The sequence below is a fragment of the Saezia sanguinis genome, from assembly GCF_963921665.1.
Classification (GTDB): Bacteria; Pseudomonadota; Gammaproteobacteria; order Burkholderiales; family Burkholderiaceae_C; genus Saezia; species Saezia sanguinis.
Genome location: NZ_CAWUGC010000007.1, coordinates 23612 through 43357 on the forward strand (window position 1 = coordinate 23612; position 19746 = coordinate 43357).

General features: G+C 48.8%; 32 protein-coding genes. 9 read left to right on the forward strand and 23 right to left on the reverse strand.

Annotated features, from left to right (window positions below; genetic code table 11):
• Positions 1 to 7: 7 nt before the first annotated feature.
• The 9 genes from AACY98_RS05290 to AACY98_RS05330 all read right to left on the reverse strand — a co-directional run bounded on the left by AACY98_RS05290 (position 8) and on the right by AACY98_RS05330 (position 8014).
• Positions 8 to 1051 carry a major capsid protein gene (locus AACY98_RS05290; protein WP_339802494.1) on the reverse strand — a complete coding sequence of 348 codons (1044 nt, stop codon included), beginning with the start codon at positions 1049 to 1051 and terminating at the stop codon, positions 8 to 10.
• A 58-nt stretch (positions 1052 to 1109) separates the two neighbouring features.
• A complete protein-coding gene (locus AACY98_RS05295; RefSeq protein WP_339802497.1) occupies positions 1110 to 1514 on the reverse strand; it encodes a head decoration protein in 405 nt (134 codons plus the stop codon).
• The gene (locus AACY98_RS05300; RefSeq protein ID WP_339802500.1) at positions 1511 to 2044 is read right to left on the reverse strand and encodes a hypothetical protein; all 534 of its coding nucleotides are present in this window, start codon (positions 2042 to 2044) and stop codon (positions 1511 to 1513) included. The genes AACY98_RS05295 and AACY98_RS05300 overlap by 4 nt, the downstream gene beginning before the upstream one ends.
• Before the next feature lies 1 nt (position 2045).
• A complete protein-coding gene (locus AACY98_RS05305; protein ID WP_339802503.1) occupies positions 2046 to 2888 on the reverse strand; it encodes a S49 family peptidase in 843 nt (280 codons plus the stop codon).
• The gene (locus AACY98_RS05310) at positions 2888 to 4516 is read right to left on the reverse strand and encodes a phage portal protein (RefSeq protein WP_339802505.1); all 1629 of its coding nucleotides are present in this window, start codon (positions 4514 to 4516) and stop codon (positions 2888 to 2890) included. The genes AACY98_RS05305 and AACY98_RS05310 overlap by 1 nt, the downstream gene beginning before the upstream one ends.
• Before the next feature lie 2 nt (positions 4517 to 4518).
• A complete protein-coding gene (gene gpW / locus AACY98_RS05315; protein ID WP_339802508.1) occupies positions 4519 to 4770 on the reverse strand; it encodes a gpW family head-tail joining protein in 252 nt (83 codons plus the stop codon).
• A gap of 1 nt (position 4771) precedes the next feature.
• Positions 4772 to 6643, reverse strand: coding sequence for a phage terminase large subunit family protein (locus AACY98_RS05320; protein ID WP_339802511.1), 1872 nt, complete (start codon positions 6641 to 6643; stop codon positions 4772 to 4774).
• 52 nt (positions 6644 to 6695) lie between these two features.
• Positions 6696 to 7256 carry a hypothetical protein gene (locus AACY98_RS05325; RefSeq protein ID WP_339802514.1) on the reverse strand — a complete coding sequence of 187 codons (561 nt, stop codon included), beginning with the start codon at positions 7254 to 7256 and terminating at the stop codon, positions 6696 to 6698.
• A gap of 125 nt (positions 7257 to 7381) precedes the next feature.
• Positions 7382 to 8014: a hypothetical protein gene (locus AACY98_RS05330; protein ID WP_339802517.1), complete on the reverse strand. Its 633-nt coding sequence runs from the start codon at positions 8012 to 8014 to the stop codon at positions 7382 to 7384.
• 99 nt (positions 8015 to 8113) lie between these two features.
• On the opposite strand from AACY98_RS05330, the gene AACY98_RS05335 reads away from it, so the two are divergent.
• Entirely contained in the window at positions 8114 to 8398 is a 285-nt protein-coding gene (locus tag AACY98_RS05335) for a hypothetical protein (RefSeq protein WP_339802520.1), read from the forward strand.
• A gap of 119 nt (positions 8399 to 8517) precedes the next feature.
• The gene (locus tag AACY98_RS05340) at positions 8518 to 8919 is read left to right on the forward strand and encodes a surface-adhesin E family protein (protein WP_339802523.1); all 402 of its coding nucleotides are present in this window, start codon (positions 8518 to 8520) and stop codon (positions 8917 to 8919) included.
• A gap of 105 nt (positions 8920 to 9024) precedes the next feature.
• Here the strand turns inward: AACY98_RS05340 and AACY98_RS05345 are convergent, their stop codons facing one another.
• The 12 genes from AACY98_RS05345 to AACY98_RS05400 form a co-directional block, all read right to left on the reverse strand.
• Positions 9025 to 9627 carry a hypothetical protein gene (locus tag AACY98_RS05345; protein WP_339802526.1) on the reverse strand — a complete coding sequence of 201 codons (603 nt, stop codon included), beginning with the start codon at positions 9625 to 9627 and terminating at the stop codon, positions 9025 to 9027.
• A gap of 252 nt (positions 9628 to 9879) precedes the next feature.
• Positions 9880 to 10170 carry a hypothetical protein gene (locus AACY98_RS05350; protein WP_339802529.1) on the reverse strand — a complete coding sequence of 97 codons (291 nt, stop codon included), beginning with the start codon at positions 10168 to 10170 and terminating at the stop codon, positions 9880 to 9882.
• 253 nt (positions 10171 to 10423) lie between these two features.
• Positions 10424 to 11170 (reverse strand): hypothetical protein, encoded by a 747-nt coding sequence (locus AACY98_RS05355; RefSeq protein ID WP_339802531.1) that lies wholly within the window; start codon positions 11168 to 11170, stop codon positions 10424 to 10426.
• Complete coding sequence (locus AACY98_RS05360; protein WP_339802534.1) at positions 11167 to 11574, reverse strand: recombination protein NinB; 408 nt, start codon at positions 11572 to 11574, stop codon at positions 11167 to 11169. Before AACY98_RS05360 ends, AACY98_RS05355 begins: the two co-directional genes overlap by 4 nt.
• Complete coding sequence (locus tag AACY98_RS05365; protein WP_339802538.1) at positions 11571 to 11765, reverse strand: hypothetical protein; 195 nt, start codon at positions 11763 to 11765, stop codon at positions 11571 to 11573. The genes AACY98_RS05360 and AACY98_RS05365 overlap by 4 nt, the downstream gene beginning before the upstream one ends.
• Positions 11762 to 12553, reverse strand: coding sequence for an ATP-binding protein (locus tag AACY98_RS05370; protein WP_339802541.1), 792 nt, complete (start codon positions 12551 to 12553; stop codon positions 11762 to 11764). The genes AACY98_RS05365 and AACY98_RS05370 overlap by 4 nt, the downstream gene beginning before the upstream one ends.
• The gene (locus tag AACY98_RS05375) at positions 12534 to 13310 is read right to left on the reverse strand and encodes a hypothetical protein (protein WP_339802544.1); all 777 of its coding nucleotides are present in this window, start codon (positions 13308 to 13310) and stop codon (positions 12534 to 12536) included. Before AACY98_RS05375 ends, AACY98_RS05370 begins: the two co-directional genes overlap by 20 nt.
• Positions 13294 to 14148, reverse strand: a complete 855-nt coding sequence (locus AACY98_RS05380; RefSeq protein WP_339802546.1) for a hypothetical protein — start codon at positions 14146 to 14148, stop codon at positions 13294 to 13296. Before AACY98_RS05380 ends, AACY98_RS05375 begins: the two co-directional genes overlap by 17 nt.
• Before the next feature lie 16 nt (positions 14149 to 14164).
• On the reverse strand, positions 14165 to 14833 hold the full coding sequence (locus AACY98_RS05385) for a hypothetical protein (RefSeq protein WP_339802549.1): 669 nt from the start codon (positions 14831 to 14833) through the stop codon (positions 14165 to 14167).
• A complete protein-coding gene (locus AACY98_RS05390) occupies positions 14830 to 14997 on the reverse strand; it encodes a hypothetical protein (protein ID WP_339802552.1) in 168 nt (55 codons plus the stop codon). The genes AACY98_RS05385 and AACY98_RS05390 overlap by 4 nt, the downstream gene beginning before the upstream one ends.
• Before the next feature lie 8 nt (positions 14998 to 15005).
• Positions 15006 to 15290 carry a hypothetical protein gene (locus AACY98_RS05395; RefSeq protein WP_339802555.1) on the reverse strand — a complete coding sequence of 95 codons (285 nt, stop codon included), beginning with the start codon at positions 15288 to 15290 and terminating at the stop codon, positions 15006 to 15008.
• Positions 15287 to 15679 (reverse strand): hypothetical protein, encoded by a 393-nt coding sequence (locus tag AACY98_RS05400; protein ID WP_339802558.1) that lies wholly within the window; start codon positions 15677 to 15679, stop codon positions 15287 to 15289. Before AACY98_RS05400 ends, AACY98_RS05395 begins: the two co-directional genes overlap by 4 nt.
• Before the next feature lie 56 nt (positions 15680 to 15735).
• Here AACY98_RS05400 and AACY98_RS05405 point away from each other — a divergent pair, with 56 nt between their 5' ends.
• Entirely contained in the window at positions 15736 to 15888 is a 153-nt protein-coding gene (locus AACY98_RS05405; protein WP_339802562.1) for a hypothetical protein, read from the forward strand.
• Here the strand turns inward: AACY98_RS05405 and AACY98_RS05410 are convergent, their stop codons facing one another.
• Complete coding sequence (locus tag AACY98_RS05410; RefSeq protein WP_339802565.1) at positions 15889 to 16131, reverse strand: transcriptional regulator; 243 nt, start codon at positions 16129 to 16131, stop codon at positions 15889 to 15891.
• 74 nt (positions 16132 to 16205) lie between these two features.
• On the opposite strand from AACY98_RS05410, the gene AACY98_RS05415 reads away from it, so the two are divergent.
• From AACY98_RS05415 to AACY98_RS05425, 3 genes are read left to right on the forward strand one after another with little or no spacing between them, the layout of a single operon-like run.
• Positions 16206 to 16868 carry a S24 family peptidase gene (locus AACY98_RS05415; RefSeq protein ID WP_339802567.1) on the forward strand — a complete coding sequence of 221 codons (663 nt, stop codon included), beginning with the start codon at positions 16206 to 16208 and terminating at the stop codon, positions 16866 to 16868.
• A 19-nt stretch (positions 16869 to 16887) separates the two neighbouring features.
• Positions 16888 to 17136, forward strand: coding sequence for a hypothetical protein (locus AACY98_RS05420; RefSeq protein ID WP_339802570.1), 249 nt, complete (start codon positions 16888 to 16890; stop codon positions 17134 to 17136).
• A complete protein-coding gene (locus AACY98_RS05425) occupies positions 17136 to 17714 on the forward strand; it encodes a hypothetical protein (RefSeq protein ID WP_339802573.1) in 579 nt (192 codons plus the stop codon). Before AACY98_RS05420 ends, AACY98_RS05425 begins: the two co-directional genes overlap by 1 nt.
• Here AACY98_RS05425 and AACY98_RS05430 read toward each other — a convergent pair.
• Positions 17707 to 17919 (reverse strand): hypothetical protein, encoded by a 213-nt coding sequence (locus tag AACY98_RS05430; protein WP_339802576.1) that lies wholly within the window; start codon positions 17917 to 17919, stop codon positions 17707 to 17709. The two genes, AACY98_RS05425 and AACY98_RS05430, sit on opposite strands and share 8 nt — an antisense overlap.
• 58 nt (positions 17920 to 17977) lie before the next feature.
• On the opposite strand from AACY98_RS05430, the gene AACY98_RS05435 reads away from it, so the two are divergent.
• The 3 genes from AACY98_RS05435 to ssb all read left to right on the forward strand — a co-directional run bounded on the left by AACY98_RS05435 (position 17978) and on the right by ssb (position 19744).
• Positions 17978 to 18262, forward strand: a complete 285-nt coding sequence (locus tag AACY98_RS05435) for a hypothetical protein (RefSeq protein WP_339802579.1) — start codon at positions 17978 to 17980, stop codon at positions 18260 to 18262.
• A gap of 332 nt (positions 18263 to 18594) precedes the next feature.
• Positions 18595 to 19263, forward strand: a complete 669-nt coding sequence (locus tag AACY98_RS05440; RefSeq protein ID WP_339802582.1) for an ERF family protein — start codon at positions 18595 to 18597, stop codon at positions 19261 to 19263.
• 4 nt (positions 19264 to 19267) lie between these two features.
• A complete protein-coding gene (gene ssb / locus AACY98_RS05445; protein ID WP_339802585.1) occupies positions 19268 to 19744 on the forward strand; it encodes a single-stranded DNA-binding protein in 477 nt (158 codons plus the stop codon).
• Positions 19745 to 19746 lie beyond the last annotated feature (2 nt).

The window sequence follows — 19746 nt, forward strand, 5'->3', positions numbered from 1 at the left end:
ATCCTCCTTACACCACAGTGGCACAGAAACATGCATTGACGCGGCTGGGAATGACAATCGGTGCGGACTGCATCATCAGGAAGCGCTGTGCCGGGTCTTCCTGCAGCCAGGTCTTGGGCGCGTAAGCCATCGGACCATAATTAAAGGCTGGGTCCATGATGGCGCCAAATGCCCGTGTGCCCATCAACTGCTCACCAGACATGATGATGTTGCCGTCAACCAGCATCGGTTTTTCGGTGCTATCTTCCGGGTCAATGAACCAATCGTTGTACAGCCACAGGTCAAAGTTGCCCCAGCGGCCCTTATAGATCGCGCCCTTGTCCACCTGTGTACCGGGATTGACCGCATTGTTGTATGGAGACAGCAGCGGCATCTGTACACCGGATTTGGCGACTTTGGCATCACACTGGAAAGCCTGCCATGACTTCTGGGTAAACACCACATCACGCACCACCACACCGGACTTCTGCAGAATCAGCGTAGCCCACTTTTCCAGGTCATCGGTCGGCCTGGTAACGGTATCTGAAATGGTTGTCGGCCACAGGTCAGAACCGGACAGTGCCACAGTCAGATCGCTGGAGCGGCCAAAGTCCACTTCGATAGGATCATAGCCTTCGCCTTTGATCAACACTTTGCCACGCTGCAGAGCCTGTGCCGCCATCCATTCCAGGCGGCGGTTGATCATGTCGATCTGGTCGGCCATCTCGTTTTGCAGGTTGAACTGTTCACGCTCTGCTGCACTGAGTTCACCACCAATGCGTTCCCCGATCTGGCGTTTGATCGGTTTGCGCAGATCAGGGGCGCGCTTGTCCTTGATATACGCGGGCTTGAATGTTTTGGTCTGGTAACGCAGGGATTCAACCAGTTTGCCTTCCACCAGCGGAGAGCAGAACGGGGACATACGGCGCGCGCCGGCTTCCACATCTATGGCAACCTCTTCAGTATCGCTGGTGACCACGTTCGGAAAAAAGCGGTCCAGCAGCCAGTTCTGTGCAGTGATCAGGTTTGGCACCACCTGCACCAGGGTACTTGTATCGTAAATACTGTTCATTATCTTTCCTTAAAAAAGAAAAGAGCCTTGCGGCTCTTGGATAGGAGTTGGTTCAGGTTCAGGGGATGACAGGGGCCTGGAGAGGATCGCGCAGGAATACCTTGTTGACATCCATTGCCGCGGTCAGGTCAGCCAGTGTCCACAAGGCGTCAAATGTCACTGCATTGGCGTTGAATTCGCCCAACAGAAATACAGACCCTGCAACATCAGCAGAACTTGCATCACGGTCATCGACCAGAATAGCAACCGGATTCTGGCTGCCATCCGTAGCTGTTTTTTTGCAGATCGTATACAGTCCGCTGGTTGTGATTTTTCCCATCACTGTACCCCGCTTATAGACACCACCGGTAATCGTCACGTCACGTGTGACGGGTTGCAAAACACCTGCAATCAGCTGGTCGGGGTTGAATACCGAGCTGCTCATGCCCGGGCGAAATGGATTTTGTCCATACTGTGTGCTCATTTTTTACCTTTCACTCGGTTGTAGATTGCCTTCATCTGGTCAGCGGTGCTGGCATGTTTATGCTGTGCATCCTGTCCCAGCCTGGGTGCATCAAGCGACTGCATGCGCCGATCCAGCAGCGTTTTGGAGGATGTGCCACCAGCAGACAACTGCATCATTTTGATGGCTTCTGCAGCACTGACACGGGTTTCAAATGCCAGGTGCGCTGCCAGTCCGACATTGCGTGCAGCATGGGGGCTGGCAAAGATTGCCGCACAGCGCTTGTTTTCTGCGACGCGGGCTTTTTTAGCGTCAGGAGACTCCTTCTCATCATCCTCATCATCAGATGTGTCGTCTTCCTCAACAGATGTATCATCCTGCTCGTCCTCAGCCTTTTTGGACTTTTTGGATTTGGGTTCTTCTTCCTCTTCTGCCTCTTCGTCCTTTTCATCCTCTTTTTCTTCTTCAGTCTTTTTGACTTTTTTGTCTTCCTCGTCCTCCGAAGCTTTGGCGCTGATACCCAGCAAGTGGGCAAATTTGCTCAAACTCATTTCATTTCTCCAGTTGTTCATAAAGTTGTAAAAATGCCGCGTCCGGTGAACTGACTTCATCAGCCAGCCCCAGTTCAACGCCCCGCCCGGCCATGAAACAAGCGGCCTCCATATCCCGGATAGCGCTCACACTGATGCCACGGTTGCGGGAAACCGTGTTAAAAAACAGTTCTCCAGTAGCATCCACATCGGCCTGCAGCGCTGTCTGCGCTTCTTCTGAGAGCGGCACCAGTGGATTACTCTCGGCCTTGCGGGTGCCACAAGTGATAATGGTCGGCTTAATACCATCTTCCTTGAGCCGTTGAGAAAAGTCGTAGTGGATCACAACCACCCCAATTGAGCCTACGCCACCGGTACGAGGCACCATGATCCTGTCTGCTGCACTGGCTATCGCATAAGCAGCCGAATAAGCACTCTCTGACAAAATGGCATGGATAGGCTTTGTGCCACGTGCGTTGTAGATGGTGTCCACCAGGTCAAAGCACCCGGCTACTTCACCACCGGGTGAGTCGATGTCCAGACAGATGCCTCTGACAGATGGATCCTCCAGTGCTGAAAGGAAGTTAAAGCGAATACCGTCATATCCGGTCATACCGCTAAACGGCCGCAGTGTTCCCAGTTTGTTGACAAGCGTACCCTGCACCGGAATGACAGCAATACCTTCAACAACTTCATAACCACAGTCTTTGGCTTTATGGTTGAATTCGCTACCTTCCATCAACAGGGTTTTGCTGTTGGTGAGACCCAGGCGGTCACTGAGCGCAGCAATCACAACTTCCGCTTTACGCGGGTGCAGTGCCAGCGGCGTGTTAAACAGACGCTGGGCGATATGGGGTAGATTCATCACATGACCTGTGTTTTGGTGGTAGGTTCTTCCCCTACGCTGTTAAGCGTGGGATGTGTCAGACCTCTGGCTTCAAAGGCTTCTTTTTCTCTGGCCAACTGGTCGAGTTGTTCTTCCCAGTCTTCCCCAACGTTTTCTGCCACCTCATCTTCCAGTGTTGAGAGGCCGGCACTCATGGCAAGGATGGAGCCCTTCTTTTCTGCCACCGGATCCACCCAGCCACGGCCAGGACCAATCCACTTGGCACGACAATAAGCAGCCCTGGCTTCCAGGTAATCCGGTGCATTGTTCGGCAATGGCAGATCCGCATAGCTGTGGAGTTCCTCAATAAAGGCCGACAGTATCGGCTGGGCAAAACCAATCGAAAACTCATCACGCCTGCGAGTCAATGTTTTCCACGCTTCCAGCATTGCCGAGCGTGCTGAGCTGTAGTTCACATCCGACCAGTCCTGTGTGACCTGCTGGGTAGACAACCCAAGGGCTGCTGCAATGTTACGCAGTACAGTGCTTTCAAAATCCTTGAAATTGCTGGTCGGACGTGCCGCATTGACAGTGGTGATCGCTTCACCCGGATACATGACCGGTATACGGGCTCCATTGGCCAGCGAAAGGCGGCTGTCTTTGTGAAATTCAATCCGGCCCTCCTGATATGCACCCAGACTTTCTTCATTATTGAGTGCACCTTCAACCATGCCCTGGTCATAAGGAGACGTGACATAAGCTCCGAAAATCGCATTCAGGATAGAAGCCTCCAGTTCCGACTGGTCGTACTTGATGAGCATCTTCATGCGCTGGACAATCGGCGTGAGAATACCGGTTCCCCGGTGCTGTGCGGCCCTGTCATGGTCAAAGTCATGTACCACCACCGGACGACCCCAAGAGGTTTCACGAATCACACGCTCCCAGGTCATGGTCTGCTCACCGCTCCACCAATCCCCGACATGGGCCTTGCGGATGTGATAAGCCACCGGCACACCATCATCATCAATTTCCACACCACCCCGGATGTTGGGTAGATCAAAGGACTCATTGGGATTGCTCAGACGGTCCGGATCCACCATTTGTATGGTGGTGGCATACTGCCCCTTGCCCTGTCCAATACGATCTGTTCGGTAATGCAGCACGGCCAATGCATCGCCATCAACCAGCTTATGCCGGAACGCCAGCCGCAGCAGTTGTGGCAATGTCAGCTTTCTTTCCTGGTCACAATAACGCCCAGGGTCGGTTGCCCATACCCGGTAATGTGCTTCAACCGCACGGCCGTATTCCGCAGCCCATCTGGAATCAAATGCGGAGTTACCGCTGACCATGGCCAGATAACGGTAATCCGGCTGGATCAACGGACGGAAACGTGCACCAACCGCATTGTCGAGCAACCGGGTAACGCTGCCACTGGCCCAGCCATCGTTACGCACCATGTCACGCATGCGCGCAACAATCCGGTTGCGGTAGATATTGATTTCATTATCCGGTGACCCGAGCCACGGTTGCCAGTTAGCCAGCTGGTCACTGAATGAATCCGCTGCATCATAGGGGACCCGGCTGTAACCATTTAATGCAGCAGGCTTGGCGCGCACCGGTGCCAGGGGCCTGCCATCGGGCCCCAGAATCTGGACCTGGTTTTCCATGGTTAAAACCTGAATCTCACGGCACGCCGACCTATGGCCAGGCCAAGTTCAACCTGCAGCAGCTGAATCAAAGCCAGCAGGTCCTGCACGCTGGCCTGGTTATAGGTGACCGAGCGGGTGCCATCTCCTTGCGTATAGGAAAACGATACGCCCTTGTTACCGCTCATCAGATCAATATAAGCCTGTTGTGCTTTGCTGAGCAACTCTTGCAGTTGCTGCCTGCTCATGCCGATAAAGATTGTTCTGCTGACCATATTAACTCGGTAATCGTTTTGCAAATGATCCCCTTTTCGGGGGCTCGGTTTCCGGCATGACAACACCCGGATATCTCAAATCCACTTTCTTTTCTTCCTGCGCTGGTGGCGGTATCAGTTTGTCTGGGGATTCCTGCACACCCTTGGCCAAAACATTGAGCTTCAGGCCATGATGGAACAGACCACACAGTGCAGCATATGCATACACCCAACAGTCCAGCACTTCATTGGCACGCCCCGGCCTAAGTTCCCAAACCCGGTATTTCTGCCCATTGCTTTCTTTGGTGACCAGCCGCTCTGCCAGCAACTGCGAGTAATAGTGCAGATCCCGCTCAGCCGGGAAGTGCATATAACCTGCCGCCTGGCCGTTTTCCGGAACCGACATATTCAAGCGGCTGCGTATGGAATCCTTGGCTGCGTTGACTCCGATAATGACCGGCCGGTACGCTGCCTTGGTGCGGGATGTGACCCGTTTGGCAGGCCACACCGGGGAGCGTTTGCCGCCCTGGGCTGACTCACCTTTGATGGCCCATATCCGGCGCGCAATGCGCTCTTTGGCAAACTTGTATACCTGCTGGGTGTGGTGGCCACCAGAGTCATGACATGCGGCCTTGATGACAAAACCCTTGCCATCGGCGCGGCGCCATACCTGCTTGAGGTAGGTATCCAACCTCTCCCAGGGTTCCGGGGTTTCCAGATCGCCCTCGATCACATCATGCGCAATTGACCAGCTCTCTTCATTGGCACCCCAGCCAACCACTTCAATTTCAAATCGATCATCCTGGGTGTCAATGCCTGCCGTCAGCACTGCTACACCGTCCGGGACCTCGGCCCCCCACACTTCACAGCGGTTCAGTAATCGCTGCTCGCTGAGTGCAATATCACCGGCATCCTCATACGGGATGCCCAGCGTGGTATTGATAAAAGTCTGGCGCCGCAGTGGATCGCCTTTGACCTTGAGCCACTCTGCAACCAGATACTTCCATGCGGCATTGGGGAAAAGACTGTATGCCGACCAAATATGAAAACCTGCATGCCCCTTGAATGGGGCTGTAGCTCTCCATTCGCCCCGGTCCACCATCCATTTCAGATCTTTGTGCTCAATGACACAACCATTGTGTCGGCAGGCATAGTAAGCGGTTTCGGGAAGGCCTTCGCCGTTTTCGTCCTTGTGCCACTTGATGCCATAGGGACTGTCTTTATCGCCCCACTCCAACACCTGGTACTCACCACAGTGCGGACATGGCACGAAGTATTTACGCTGGTCACTGTCCTCGTAGGACTTTTCAATACGGCTCAACCCCTTCACGGTGGGTGTAGAGCCCAGAATAATCTTTCGGTTCCAGAATGTCTCCGAGCGTTTTTTACCCAGTGCAATCTGGTCCCCTTCGGAGCCGGCACCGCCCACCGGATAGCCGTCTACCTCATCAAAGATGACAATGCGGCTAGTGATACGCCGAAAGCCTCCTGGGCTGTTGGCACCTACCAGCACCAGATTGGCACCGTTGAGAAACTGTTTTCTCAGTATTGTTTGGTTAGAATCTTTCGCCTTGCCTTGAGGCGTGATTGCTGCCAGCCTGGGTGTATCCCTCAGCATCGGCATGATCTCGGTCTTGCTGTAGTCCTCCGCATCCTCCACACGTGGCTGCACTGCCAGAATGGGGGATGGGTCATGCTCCAGAAAGTAACCGATGACGTGGTCAGTGATTTTGGTATACCCCACACGGGCCGACTTCATCACCGAGATTTCTTCAATGGCCGGATCGGTCACCGCGTCCATGATCCCGTCCTGGTACTTGAACGATCTGAACTTACCTGTCTGCGCACTGGTTTCTTTAGACAGCACACCGTAGGTATTGGCCCATTCGCTCAAGGTAAGTTTTGGAGGTGGCCTTAACTTTTTTCTTCTCGCAATTAACCCAGCCCTAAACTTGCGCCTCGACCGACTCTCGTTTGTCAATGGTGAGTTCATTCATTGCTTCGCATATCACTTCTTGTAAAGCTTCAACATATTGGGCATCATCACCTACCATGCCTATCTGTCTTAACCTGGGCCCGTGTTCCGGGGCAATGGCCAGCAAGCGGGTACGAACCCTTGCATATTCATTTGACACGTCATTAAGCATGTCAGCGTAGGGCATAAGCTGCCCGGATTTTTCTTCGTACTCCAGCTTGGTCAGCAATGCAAAATAGTTTTCTTTCAGTGTGCGTGCTTCGTCATAATTGAGCTGCGCGCCCTGCTCAGAAATCAATCGCTCTGCTGCTTGGGATGGCGTTTCGCTGTTACTTTTTTTGTTACCTTGTGCGTTGTTACCTGATTTGTTACCCCCACTGCGGGTAACAGTTTTGCGGTAACGCTCGATATTTTTATTGGAAGCGTCTACATCAACCTCATCACCTTCCATCACCAGCCAGCCCCGCGCCTTCCAGGCTGTAACGGTTTTTCGGCTCACACCATGGAGCTTGGCAAATTCAGATTGCTTCATCTGTTTTGTGTTACCCAAATTTCAAAACTTTATAGCTAGTGAAACACTGCGCGGGCGCAATGCCCACATGTAATACATTACAGGGAAGGACCCATACCCACCGACAGCAGCAAGAAACATCGTTTTCATTTCGCCGTACTGAACGCTTCACGTATTGCTTCCTGCATTGCAGGCTGCAGATGCTGGCTTACTGTCTTCTGCGCTACATCGTAGAAGCCTAACTCCTGCTTCACCGGTAGAGCATCACCGAATCTGATCAACAGTTTCAACTGGCTGGCTTGCCTCTTCGATACTGTCCTGCGCCTCTTGGCTGTTGTCTTGCGTCTTGCCTTACGCTGCCAGATGCCTCGTACATCACCACGGGATGTCTTTACTGTTCCCACAAACACATTAGGCTTTGCGGTCAGTGTCGATGTCTTGTTTCGCGCCAGGTTGCCATACTTGTTGAGCGCCACACTCTTTGGGTTGAGCAATGCATTGCCACTGAGCTTACGAACGCCACCGCTCTCATACGGATCCAGATAGCTTGCTGCTATGCTCTGTATAAAGACCTTCGCTCTCAGGTCATCACGTCTGGCACCGAATGATTTCACTGAATTGACAGTAAACGGTGTTGGATTATCGAAGGTGTTTTCGATGTTGGCCTGCTCATCTGCTTGTATCTGTCTGGCCACCTTAGTCAGCGCACGCACCTGAGCATATTTGATCTGCTTGGAAATGTTCTTTAGCTTTGACTGCAGATCATTCAGGGTGCTCATCGCTTGGCCTGGCTTCTGGGTTCTTTTTGGTTGTCATATTCCTGTTATATACTAAATATATAAATGAAAATAATTATTCATTGCAACCAAGGAGGCATTATGAAACAAATACCTACTTCAGCAACTAAAGAAGAGATTGTTTTTTTTATCAAAGGGATCGATGCCCCTGACAATCCTGTCAACACCCAGTTGGCCGCTATGGCTTATTTGGGAATGTGTCGCCATGAATACCTAGGCCCTGACTGGTATCTCTGCCAATTCGCCTGGGAACAAGGCAATCGAAACATCCGACGCATAGCTGGAGAGAAAGCCGCTAACGTCATCAGAGAACGCATTGATCAAACCTACCGCAAAAAGGGATATAGTCCAGCACCTACCTGGTGAGAATATCGTCCCTAAGTGCACCACTCAAACAAAAGCCCCACGGTTCGGCTATTGGCCTACTGTGTGGGGCATATTACAAGTCAGAACACTTGCTCCAACCATACCCATAAAATATGAGTATGAAAAAATACCTGCTTATCTTATCTATCTGTGCCGCGTCCTTTTGCTCGACTGCTATAGCACAAACACGGGATTGGGTGCAAATCCCTAACGAAACCATTTATTACGACGCGTTAAGCGTACGGCAAGATCATGAAAATGAAAACATATTTCATGTTCTCGTCGTTCATCATCCATATTCAACAAATAACCAGATAGGATCAACGTTGGCTGGCATAGATATCAACTGCCCAGATAACCTCTCAAGGTTATCTGGGTTACTCATCTTTTATTCCCAGAAATTCGCTCAAGGGCAAAAAATGATGTTTTCTGAAGAAAAAGGAACTCCTGGGCCGTGGCATCCAATTAAAGAGGAATATCCCATTGAATCATTTCTCTTCGAAAAATTATGCCCTCAATAACCAACAAAAAAGCCACCGATTTGGTGGCTTGGATATGTACTCTGACCGAAACATACGCAATTCGTCCCGAGAATAGACAAATATTACCCTAAGTGGTACTCCCTGTCAAGAAATTTCAGCTTGTTCTGTAATTTCGTTGTTTAGTATCACAGAGAGTTTTTTCATTGCTTCCATTTCTAGGCCTGCAGCATAACGTCCTATAACCTGCTTAACTTGGGCCAGCGTGACTCTGGACTTGTTGTACCTGTCAGCAATGTCTCGTAACGACGGTGGAGCGATCTTTCTCCCCTTCTTGTTGTACCTGCACAAACCATAAAAGTTAGCTGTTAACTCCAGCAGAGCATCCCCTTTAAGCTTCGATACGCTTTCAACATAGATAGCCATCCCCTCAATGCCATCTGATTTAGTAAATACATTGATCCGGTTGTCATACTGACCATACCGTGCCCAGATAGCATCTCTTTCTGGCGGGGGAAGCCTCTCTTCCACCTTTTGCCGGATCAGTGCACACTGGGCAAACCAGTCTTCCTGACGCATTCCCTTGGTGTTAACAACCGGTTCAGGTATCCCCTGGAAGACGTGGCCACTGCTCTCCATCAGATGCTGTATGCAGATTTCAGTCTGCCCTTTGGTGCTGGGTATGACGATCTCCATCAGAAAAGAGACATGCACGGCCTGGACAATGCTTTTAAAGATTGGTTCTGTCATCTGGTCTCCATCAAGTTTTTTACAGTGACATTCAATGCATCCAACTCATCCATCTTTGCAATAGCCCATGCTCTCTTCTGTCCGTGGATGCCAAGAATACTTCCCTGGTGACAGTCCTTGCATAAGGCTACGCAGGTATATTGATTCCCCTGCCTAACATGGTGAGCATCACTTGGCCCAGGTGCACCGCATACTGAGCAAGGCAAAAGCTTGACTTTGGCCAGATGATTCTTTTCTCTGTGGGTAATTTTGTTATTCACCATGACTCCCCAAAATAGTCACGACAACATACCCACCGACCTGCTCTTTCATGGACAGTCTGTAATCTCTGAAATTGCTGTCATCAATGCCTATCGCCTGGGCAATTCCATCAATTCCCGCTTTGCATGAGGCCAAAGCGTTGTCTGCATCATGTCTACGCTTTGTTGGTGGGTAAAAGTCAATACTGATAACCAGACTACCTACCGGCGCTTGTAACTTTTGCTCTTTAGCCATCAAGAAGCACATTTCCTTGTACATGACCTTTGCTTTGGCCAGTGCCATGTGATGCACCCTTGCATTGGGGCTGCACTCCCTGGGGGGCCATGGCAGGGTTATGGTGTTTTTTTGCAACTTATTCATAAAATAATCATATTTTTATGGTTTAATAGACTTATGGATCCTTTTGCAGTCCTTCTATCTCTCTTACATCTCGTTTGGGATGGCATTGCGAGTTTGCTTCCTTCTAAAAGAGAACAAGCGAATAAACTTGGTAGTGAAAAATCCTCCCAAGAACATCCCTGAATTCGTAAATAATTCATGCCGTCACCTCCTGCTCTGCCAGTTCGCAAAAAATTCCACATTCAACAGATGATTCCGACTCGTATCGCCCCGCGTCCGGTGGCAACTGACGTAAAAAAATACGCTTGCCATTGGTTTTGCAGATTGTTCTGCCCAAGGACTCCTCCATTTGAGACATACGTTCAAACTGCGCTGGAAAGTCCTGTCTAATTTTGTTCCAGTAGCCTGCCCCGCCTTTCACACAACCGATGCAGTTGTTGTTTTTGTAGCCAAGTAGGTACATCATTGGTAACCCAATCCCAGCACGCTCCAGCATCGCCAAACAATCCTGTTTAGTCAGGCCCCGCTCAATCAGCGGTGTTGATAGTCTGACCTCGTTATTTGCATCAATAAATCTATCTACACGATGCAGTTCCTCTACTGTGTAACCGAATACCTGAATATCTCCGGGTTGTTCAAACTTTTTCCTGACCTCTTTTTTTAGCAGACGGGTACATGCGGCACCAGATGGCCCGACCAGAAATCGCTCTTTTCTGAAAACCTCATAAATTGAGCCGTTGTACTTTTCATTTTTTAAAATGGTTATAGGTACACCGAACCATTTTTCACAGTCAGATAAAAAACGTTTGTTATCCGGGTGTTCTTCAGCGACTTCGGTATATGCAATGGTTAATGGAAGCTGTCCATCATTTTCAGCAATTGCCAATTTAGTGGCCACAGCACTTGCAGCCCCGCAGGAAAACCAGCAAATAATCCTGCTCATGCCGTCACCTCCCGCTCCCAACTAAACACAATGCCATGCTCTGCTGCAAACTGCTCCATCAGGATGAACAGATCACTAAATTCCGATTTGGTCATTTGACTTGTTGACTGCCCAAGCCCCACCATTCGGCCAGGCGCACCATAAGCCGGTACAAAGTTGATGTGCTTCAGGCTGCCGGTAAATAAATCCTTGTAATCCTCTTCTGTCATACGGATACCACCATACACAGGAACCTGCTTAGCTATTTCTCTGAGCATGGGCCACATGCGGCTGTTTTGTTCAAGCGTTCTGGTCGGCTCACTGACTTCCATAAAATGGCCTTCCGGTGCTTCGTGCAGAACATAATCAGCCGCCCTGCGCCTTACCTCTTTGTTTACCAGCCTAAAAAACCGTTTGCCACTCATGCCACGATCTCCCCATTGACGATTTTTCGAATCGTGCTCATGCTCAAATTTGTACACAGGATCAATTCCACGATGTCTTTGCCCTCTTCCTGCATCTTCCTGATTTCTTCTGGCCCGTCATACTTGAGCCAGTCAATCCGGTTGCGGCCTGTTTCAAGTTCCGTCACGATCTGATCAAAGGCGTCTGTCATTCGGCATCCTTTCTGGCCTGCGTCCGGTAGCTGGCCCAGTCAAACAGAATGGCGGTATTGATTTCCCGCAGCCGGTCCGCTGCACGCTCCCCAATGTAGTCCTTCAGTTCCTTGGCTGTGACATTGCCCATCAGGATCGTTGGCATCATTTCCCGGTAGCGACCGTCCAGAATGTCAAATAGGACGGTTTTCTCGCCTTCCGTGCCGTACTGGACCCCAACCTCATCCAGAACCAGCAGATCGGCATAGATGAAATAGTTCAATACCTGGCGCTCTGTCTGCTCACTGTCTCTTCGCCACGTTTCACGGACCGCACGTATGCATTCGCCAACGGTTGTATACAACCCGAAGTAATCGGGCATCAGTTTCTGAATGATTGCTGCTGCCAAGTGGCTTTTGCCGGTCCCAGGCTTGCCCAGAAATATGAGACCTGTCCCTTTCGCTGCATGTTGCTGGAATTGCTCGGCAAACGACTTTGACACTTCCAGAGCGTTTTTCTGGACATCGTTTTTGCACACGAATGTTTCAAATGTTTTTTCGATAAATCGCTTTGGGATACAGGAACGCCCCAGCAGTTCATCCCATTTCTGCTTTTCCCATGCCGCTTTTGCTGCGGCTTTTTCTTTCTCTTCTTCGTCTTTGCGGTCCTGCTCACAGCCTGGGCAATGTGTCCACAACATGCGCCCTCCTGCGACAATCTGGAATCCTTTGGCTGTATAAGCTCCGTGCTTGTCGCAATTAGCCTCTTTGGATGGCGAATTAACGGAATCAAAATGTAAGCGTTCCATCTTCATTCACTCCTGCGGTAAAGTCTTTTTCTGCAATGGCTTTGGGTTTCGATAGTGGAGCTTTTGGCTTTTTCTTTTCTTCGGCATATTTCACCCCTCGCAACACCCATGTTCTCCAGTTAGCTGACCAGTCGGCACTTAGGGTTGCATTTGCAATGTGATAATTTTTGAATGCTTCGAATTCATTTTGATGGTCAAAACCACGATCAATGGCAAACTGAACCATTTCTTTTGTTGGTTCTAAATTTTTGGGAATTCGAGACTTCTTTTTGGCTTTGGGGCCAGAGGGAGAGTTATATATATCGTCTTCGCCTTCGTCTCCGTCTCCGAATACGCCTAAGTGTTCATTTGCTGGCAATTGATTGCAATTGATATCAGATGATTTCAACTGCTCGCCACTGAAATCTATTGGATTCGGAAACTTGCTCTTTGCTCGCACTTGCTGCCCGAAGTTCAATATCTGGATGTATCGCTTCCCGTCCGCTGCCGGGTACACACTTACAAGGCCCGCTGTCACGCATGCGGTGATCCACTTGCCAATGTCCGCGTCGGATACTTTGTCGATATGAAGGGGGTAACAGGCTGCCCTTAAAAGCTTAGGCAGAGCATGAAAGCGTCCATGGTCATCTACCACAGACATAAGCCTGCGGTAAAAGACTTCTTCCTGCCAGTTAAGAGAGTTGACTCTCTCACTGGTCAGGATGCCTTCTCGTAAGATTCGATTTGGCATATGGGAACCTTTAATGTTTAAATCCACGCCCTTTTCTGCTATACTTAGAAGCAGAAATATCCTCAGTCACACCATTAGGTGTGGCTTTTTTTTGTGCAAATATTTGATTAAATACATTGCGCACGATGTCGGTGGATTCAGACAGGGGTTTTGCCAGCTTCAAAGATGCTTTTTCTGGACTAAAAACACTCATAGCACGCGCAAAGGCATCCATACGGTTGCGAGCATTAAACGTCCCACTGGCTTTAGCTTTGACCAATGCACATGCAATTTGAGACATGTCTTTGAAATCACTTAGCACAAGCTGGCGATATGTCAAAAGAACATAGTCTTCATCTTTGCCTGTCATCAATTGAATTGTGGCAGCCCCACGGACGGCCACGGTACTCCATGCTTTGGCGTAAGTACCACAGAAATGCATCAGTTTGGTATGTGCAGGCTCAATGGCCTCTATAAAAGGGATGATGTAAGTCGGCGATATGCTCAGACGTTTGTTTTCATAGACTTCTGCCAAGAACCTCGCTGTTTCAACAATACGCCTGTCTGCCATCCTGAGCGCATCGGCTGTTGTCCTTTTGGCACCAATATCCATCACTCTAAATGCATCTTCATGCACATCAAATGAAACCAGCATGGGAAATGTACCGGATTTCAATTCTGAAATAGCAACCAATCTGTGTTGCCCATCTAGCAATGCTCCATCCTTTGAAAATGCAACGCCTTGATGAGTTGGAACATATTCGCCCCGACTGAATGCCTGCTTCAAGCTGTCCACGACCATGCGGCGAAGCGCACGGTTATTGGTGTTGCTTTTCAGCCATTGGCTGGCAACTTCAGGAGTAACATTGATAAGTTCTGTATGCATAGAAATATCCTTTCAATTAAAGGTTATGTTGAGACAAGGCGGCTTTAACTTGCATAAGCAAATCCCGCTCTTCTTGGGAAAATTCTTCTGTTTGCTGGATTGCTCCCAATAGCAAACGTGCATAGCTGCCTAGCAAGGATGAACAGCGCTCTGCTTCGGCTTCTTTTAATTTGGCTTTAATTTCTTCTGCGTTTTTGGGTGGGGTAACAGGTTTACGTTTGGCAATTTCTCGCGCTCCTGCAACCTCTAAACGTGTTGTGACTCTCTGGCCTTCAATCTGAACACGCTCGCGCCACTCGCCTACTTCGGTCTCAAACTCTTCTTCTGGTACAGCAGCCAGTTTTTGAGCGCGGCTTGATAAATCTTTACTAATACCAACATCAGCCAATGTTGGTGCAGTCGTTGGTAACGACCGCACCTCTTGTTTGTTGTGCTGGTTGATGCCCAAGCCTGCCGCACCTGTGTTAAGACCTACTGTTTCTTTTTGATGGGTGATCATCTCTCCCAACCTACGCTCGGCTCGGATACGGATTTCAGCAGCATCTACTTCAAGCGTTTTGTTCTTTGCCTGCATGGCGTATATACGCATGGCCTCGGCTTTGTCGCGCAGGTCTTTGACTTCGTCTACGGCCTTGGCTTCTGCCAATGCCCTACACGCTGCATCATACTTAACTAAAGCCGTCATACCAGCTCCCACACCCTGCAGCCGTTGTGCACGATATCCAGGCCGTTAACAGTAACCACACGGACCTTGTGCATGCGCTCGTAGTGTGGTCCTGCAAACAGCTTTGCCCGGTTTGCGGCCAGAAAGCTTGTCAGTGGGTCGCTTCTGCGCACCAGTTTTTTCATGCGACACCTCACCTGATAAGCTCAATCACACGGACTTGTGTCCAGCCCATCTTTTCGATGTAAGCTTTGCAGTCAAAAGCTGCTTGCGATGTAGCAAACGGCTTCACCCTGGCCTTAATGCTTTTGGGGTGTTTCGGGTTATGATCCGGCGGCAAACCGAGAACATCCCATCCACGGTGCTGCTGTTTTCTTTCTGGCTTAGGAGCCTTGGGCTTCTTTCCAACATATTTCAGCGCCTCTTCATTGAGGATTTCGCCCTTATAGTTCTCAATCGGTACATAACAATGTTTCATGATTCTTCTCCATGAGTTTGTGCCAATGCCGCTAACTCGTTAAGCCGTTGTGATGTTTTTGCTATCTCAGCCCAGATGCGCTGTTGCATGCTCTTGGGGCTATCGCAATACTTTGAAACCAGGTAGGTTATGAACTGGGGAACCATGGCCGGATAAGCCCTAAACATGGCGTCCATGTCGTCTACGTTGAATCTCTGACAGTCACCATCTTTTGGGTTCAGCTTCCGACTCAGGGCGCTAGGGGACATATCCATGTCCATCGCTATCACTTTTTGCAGCACTTTTTGATTACGTGACAAGTGATCCAGGTACTCTCTGGAGGTCTGGAAGCGATCCGCTAGAGTGGGATCAAAATTAAACACTAATTGGTTACTGTTAATTGGTGTCATGATGTGATGTCAGTAATTGACAGTACAAAAACGGTCAAAAAAAATAGACTTTCCACATGGAAAATCGAAAACAAACACAGAAGAAAAGCGCCCGCCCAACCAAAGAGCAACTGGAGCGCGAGAAGGCTTATAAAGACATGAAATACTGGCTTGCCCGGATTTACGCTCGGTCGCTGGCTGATTTGATGCGGGGAAAGAAGGATGTGTGATCATGCGACCTCCCCTGCAAGTTCAGTCCAGATTTCGGCATAGTCATCCGGTCGCAAGTCTTTACGCGTGACCAGACCGCCTGTGGCTTCTTCGATACGGACGCAGTATTTCGGGCTTGGTTTGCGATTTGCATAGCCATGTTGCCAAGAGCGAACCGTCATTGCATGTTTTACTCCAATGGCTGCGGCCAACTGTTCAACTGTTAAGGCATTAGACTGCTTGAAATAGTTGTGTAGATCCATACACACCATTCTATATCAAATGGTATTGATTATGCAACACCCAATGGTGTTATACCATCCGATATAGTTACAGAATGGATACACAAGAATTTAGGAAGTCCCGTCTAAGTGAGTTAGCTAAAAAAATGGGCGGCAACACTGCCCTTGCTAAGCGACTCGGATATACCAATGGCTCCCACATTGGGAACCTCCTTAATGGGTATCGTCCCATAACGGAAAAGTTTATTGACAAGACGGAGTCTCAATTAAGGATACCTGGCTGGTTCTCTGAAGAAGTTGTTGATGTACAGGGATTTAATCCTGCTCAACCGGGTGTTGTAGTACCTTTACTTACAACGGTAGCTTCTATGGGAAACGGGGAACAAGTAGATACGCATGATGCGATAGTCGGAACGCTGACACTCTCGCCCAACTGGATCAACGAAAACATCCGACCGGTGACAGAGCACTTTAATTTGAGATTTATTCACGCTTCAGGTGACTCTATGGAACCGACCTTCAAAAGCGGTGATGTCATACTGGTTGATTCTGGAATACATACTGTGGATTTTGATGGTATCTATGTCCTAGAGGCTCAGCAAAAGCTGTTTATTAAGCGCGTGTCTCAAAACCTGAGTGGACAGTACACCATCACCAGTGACAATCCAAAAGTAAAAACCGTGGATGTACTTGATGGGCACACTGAGGTTGTAATTCTGGGCCGTGTCCTGTGGGCATGGGAAGGCAAGCGACTGTAAGCGCGGCATAGGAGCAGAGATGCGCCAGCTCAAAAAAAAACCAAAGTTGGGGTTCTGGGGGGTGACTGCCGCCGAATGTCTGCTGGGCGCTGTTGCAATGCTGCTGCTACACCAGCTAGCGCCATCAAATAATCCCGATATTCAGATGATCAAAATAAAGGTCATGGTCTTTTTTCTTGTGGGCATGGCAATTTGCCTGCTCATTTTATTAGTGCTTGCTACTCTTTGGGCTGTCTCTAAGCCAAAAGATCAACATAGGGAGGGGTGATGGAAAAAGAAAAACTATCAAGAATTCAATACTGGCAGGCAATTTCCACAATATTTGCGGCAGTTGCAATCCCCGTCATTGTTGCTTTTTTTGGATATATTATTCAGCGACAATTATCAAATGATAATATTCGAAAAGATTATGTTGCAATGGCGTTGGATATTATAAAAGGTGACGCAAAATCTCAATCAGAAGAGGTTCGCGCATGGGCTGTAGAAATGTTAAATGAAAATTCTCCCATACCATTTTCAGGAAAGGCTCAAGATGATTTGAGGTCTAATACTATTTATGTTAGACCGCAGATACCCCCTCCCCCCGATTCCTGTGTCAGAGAGTCTAAAACAGATGAGATGATTGCTGCATATAGTAGAGCGCTAACACTTATGACAATCGCAAAGGATAGTAATGATACTCAATTTGCTATTGATGCATTTCTTGAATTTTCCGACAAAGTTATGAGCACGAAAGATGGACTAATAGGTAGCGACTTGGCAATGAATTGTCTTCGTGATTGGGCTTTTAGCATACATAAAACTTCAATTGGTGAAAACTCAAAATCAGATGACTCTGTTAACTAATTGATAATAAAAAAAGAAAAAGCACAATTATTGATGATAATGTAATTGCAGCTATTCCAATAAAATCTTCTTTCTTCATATCCCCACCTCCAAATAGTCCAAGTCTCCCTGCTCTAACCCACCCTATGTGAATGCCGCACCTGCGGCTTTTTTGTTGTTTGCAATACTTGAGTATATCAAATAGCATATCAATTGGTGTTGACATTATGTACACCATTTGATATAGTTAATCCATAGACAAACAAAACCAAACGGTGGCAACTATGGGATACGCAATAGCAGAACCAACAAACGAAGAGCTCATTGAAGAATCGCGTGGGTTGTTCTTGTTCGACCTGAAAAATAATCCTACGAACAAAGACCGCTACGACCGAAATTACAGCAACGCAAAAATGGCCGCCATGATGCTGTACGGCAGTCCTGAGCCTATCGCTCAAAAGCTGATCAAGATTCTCAAAACTGCTGATGACCAGGATGCCGCAGACGTGCTTGATTACATCTGCGACGAATGGGCCGATCTCAACGAAGACAAGATTACCCGTCGCTGACCACCGCCCTACTCTGAAAGCTAATCATGGATAAACAAGATGATGACCTGTACAGCCGCAAGGAATGGACGATCACAAAGACATATTTTGTGCTTTTTGTGCTGATGCTGTTTTATGCGGCGGCTGGCTTGGGAGATTGAAATGAGAAAGATTATTCATACTTTATCAATCGGCACTCATGATGGGACATACGTGCTAGCAACATGTGATGACGGGACAGTTTGGTTATCAAGTTTTGATCGTCCTGATAAAAAATGGTATCCATATCCAAACGTACCTCAGAAACAAGAGCCCGAGAAAACCACTGATGCTATTGATCTGGAGGGTGGACTGTGAACCAAAGTGAATCAATCAAAGAATTAGCGCAGGCGCTTGCTACTGCTCAGGCAGAAATGAAAGGCGCTATTAAAAATGCAATCAATCCTCACCTGGGCTCTAAATATGCAAACCTTGCTTCAATCATAGAGGCTGCAAAGCCAACACTCACAGCGCACGGTATTTCGTTTGTCCAGTGTCCTGAACCATCCGAAGCAGTTGAAGTTCGATTGACAACGCGCCTCATCCACACATCAGGTCAATGGATTGAATCGACTATCACAGTACCAGTCACCAAGAAAGATGCGCAGGGCTATGGATCTGCTATGACCTATGCTAGACGCTATGCACTTGCTGCAATGCTTGGTATGCCACAAGAAGATGATGATGGTATTGCAGCATCCAAGCCTGCTAAGAAGTCTGGATCAGCGACAAAGATTGCTTTCGATGCTCTTTCAGATGAAATGAAAGCCGAAGTGAAATCCGTTGCTGATCAGGTTGCATCTGTGATGCTGGAAACCGAAGAGCAGCAACCAGACCCCAAACAAGCTATTGAGATCATGGAAATGTTCTGCGAATCCTATCCAGAAGATGAAACCTTGAAGCCTGCTATCTGGTCGCAGCTTCATTCAACCATCAGGACCGCAATCAAGAAGTATCAGGTGTCTGTTACATCAGGAGAATGACTAAATGCCTTTAAACGAAAACCTACATTTCATTGAAGGAACACTCGGGCGTGATCCAGAAGTTTCATACACAACAGGCGGTACAGCAATATGCAATGTAACCGTTGCGACTTCCTACTGGGATAGCCAGAAAAAGGAAGAAGTCACAGAATGGGTACGCGCCAAGATCATTGGCAAACAGGCTGAATACATTGGTGAGTACGCCCGTAAAGGCTCAGAGGTAAAGCTAAAGGGACGCGTCCAAACACGGAAATGGCAGGATAAAAACGGTGAGGATAGGTACACCACTGAGACAGTATGTTTTGATGCTCAGATACCCCGCTTGCAACGCTCAGAAGGCCAACTTCCCCGCCCTGCTCAGTCAGGCTTAAACAGCTATGCAGCAGCTAAAAGCGGCAGCGCACGGCCCAACATGGCAGGTAAAGGCGATGCATGGGAAGCGGGAGCACAAGACCCGGATTTAGATGATGTCCCGTTCTAGGA